Here is a 2,336-nt window from a genome sequence, read left to right on the forward strand (position 1 = left end):
GCTTTTGCCAGACCTTCGCCGACGACACCTTGTTGCGCGCGTCGTCGCGGCTCACCGTCACGCCGCTGCGCATCCGCTCCACCAGTGCGTTGTACTCGTTGATGCTGACCCCGTAGAGCTGGTTCAGGCTGTGCAGCACCTCCAAGTCGCCGCAGACCTTGGCTTGCAGCAGCTCGCGCACGGGCTCGGCGTACTTCTTGACAGCCATCCGCTTGCTCACCCAGCCCTCGGAACGGTTCCAGATCCGCATGGCCTCCTTGAAGCCGAACTTCTCCACGTCCTCGGCAACCCCGATGGCCTCGTCGTAGGCCGACAGCCCTTCGCGGTCGTTGTTCTCCGTGACTTGGATCTGACGCACTTGGAAGTCCGTCAGGCCCCGCTTGATGATTGCCGGAACCTTCGGCTTCTCCGCCAGGATCGAGGCGCGGTAGCGTCGCTCGCCGGCGATCAGGCGGAAGCGGCCGCCGTCCTTGGCCAGCAGGATGATCGGCTCCAGAACGCCGATGTCCTTGATGCTCGCGGCCAGCTCGGTCAGGTCGCCCAGGTCGGTGCGGACCTGGCGCTCCACGTCGATCAGCGTCACGTCAATCTCGGCATCCGGCGCCGTCGTGGTGCCCGATGCAGTGCTCACCACGCCCGTGAAGGAAGCCAGGTTCAGTTTCGGTTTTGCCATGTCGGGTTCCTCACAGTCCCATGCGGTTGTAGATGTAGGCGCAGACGCCCTTCATTTCCTGAGCTGCCAGGCCCTTGCTCTCGCCCCGGTCGGTGCGCCACACCGCCCGATCCTTCGCAACGTCGATGGCCGCACGCTCGTACAGCTCGACCGGCAGCACGCCTTCTCCCCAGGCCTCGCGCATCTGGTTGAGCACGCTGCGGTGGTAGGCCCGGCTCTTGTTCACCTGGTTCGGCAGAATCCCCAGCGGCGCCAGCTTCGGATTGATGCCCGTCTCATCCCGGACCCGCACCACGTTCGAGAAGAACCCAGCCAGGCCAGCGATGGCGTCGCGGTCAGGCTTGCACGGGCTCACCGCGAAGTCGCCCACCGACAGCGCGACCACCAGCAGATTGCTCACCGCAGGTCCGGTGTCCAGCACGCACACGTCGAAGTCTTTGCCCAGCTCCGCGAAGCGCTTTTGCCCGGCCTTGATCACCTCTTCCAGATCGCGCCGCTCGACTTCCACGATGCCCGAGTCCGCCTCCACGTAGTGCAACCGGCCTTCCTTGTCGCACATCACCGGCTGGCGACGGTCCTTGCCGCTGAACAAGCCGCTGGCCACCAGGCCTTGCTTCGGCGCAGCCACCGACTCGCGCAATGCCGTCAGGCCGTTTTCTTCCTCGATGATCTTGAACGTCGTGCTGAAGTTGCCCTGCACGTCCATGTCCACGGCCAGGACACGCAAACCCTTTTCGTAGCCGTAGAAGGCAAGGTGTCGGGCCACGGTCGTTTTGCCCACGCCCCCCTTCTGGTTGGCCACCACGATGGTTTTCATAGTCTCGCGTCCTCTCGCTCAGGCGTTGATGGGTTCAACGGCGTCCACGGGGCGGAAGGCACCGCCCAGGTTCAGCATGGCCGTCAGGTTGTTGACCGCAAACAGGTTCATCTGCGAGCGGCGGGGATTCGGAGTGTCGTCTTCTGCGTAGACCACCTCGTAGCGCCATTGATCTTCCATGGCCAGCAGCTCGGCCACGCCAGCCGCGCTGTCCACGCGAAACACCATCCACGGCGCCGGCTGCTCACGCCCGTTGACCAGTGTGTCCTGCGCAATCTCCACCTCGCAGACCGAACCCTGCACCTTCGAGACGGTGCAGTACGAAGCGATGTCACCCTCCACGCGGGGAGGGGCGTAGAAGCTCGTTCCTTCGCGCGGAGCGGTCAGGTTGGGGATCAGGTCGGTCAGGCGCTCAAAGAGTCGCTTGTAGAGGGTGCCTTGCATGCTCATTGCTCCTAAGTGTGTGCTCGTTGACAGGTCTTGGCCGCTTTCGCGCGCGAAAGTCGGATCAGTCGGACCCCTCGCCCTGGCGGATGAAACCGCCGCAGCTCTGGATGTCCTTCGGGTGGAACTGGAGCGGCCAGGCCGCAACAGCACCAGGCGCCGCTTCCACCGCGAACGGTGCAACGACCTTCTTGTTCGCAGCGAACTCGAAGAACGCCCGCATGACATCGCCGGCATCTACGTCCTTCAGCTTGCACTCGATCAGGCCCTGCTCGGCCAGATTCGATTCCAGCTTCGGACGCTTGCGCGCGCACTGCTCGCACAGCGTTTGCACGGGATGTTCAGCGTTGCTCATCGGTCCCCCTTCAAGTGTTCCCCACCCGATGAACCGCATTCACACCC

At 64.0% G+C, this 2,336-nt stretch carries 4 protein-coding genes; all 4 read right to left on the reverse strand.

The genetic code is table 11. The features are described from left to right. On the reverse strand, positions 1–673 hold a 673-nt coding region (locus tag I73_RS28125; RefSeq protein ID WP_022981347.1), incomplete at its 3' end, for a ParB/RepB/Spo0J family partition protein. Positions 674–683: 10 nt separating this feature from the next. Further along, on the reverse strand, positions 684–1,478 hold the full coding sequence (locus tag I73_RS14910; protein WP_234409518.1) for a ParA family protein: 795 nt from the start codon (positions 1,476–1,478) through the stop codon (positions 684–686). A 30-nt stretch (positions 1,479–1,508) separates the two neighbouring features. Continuing rightward, complete coding sequence (locus I73_RS14915; RefSeq protein ID WP_026096773.1) at positions 1,509–1,934, reverse strand: hypothetical protein; 426 nt, start codon at positions 1,932–1,934, stop codon at positions 1,509–1,511. Positions 1,935–1,998: 64 nt separating this feature from the next. Further along, entirely contained in the window at positions 1,999–2,289 is a 291-nt protein-coding gene (locus I73_RS14920; RefSeq protein ID WP_022981350.1) for a hypothetical protein, read from the reverse strand. Between the last annotated feature and the right edge of the window lie 47 nt (positions 2,290–2,336).

Origin of the sequence: Ideonella sp. B508-1 (assembly GCF_000333615.1) — a bacterium.
Lineage (GTDB): Bacteria > Pseudomonadota > Gammaproteobacteria > Burkholderiales > Burkholderiaceae_C > Ideonella.

Coding starts and splice junctions, on each gene's coding strand:
- I73_RS14915 (WP_026096773.1), bottom strand. CDS start 1,934: ATGCAAGGCACCCTCTACAAGCGACTCTTTGAGCGCCTGACCGACCTG.
- I73_RS14920 (WP_022981350.1), bottom strand. CDS start 2,289: ATGAGCAACGCTGAACATCCCGTGCAAACGCTGTGCGAGCAGTGCGCG.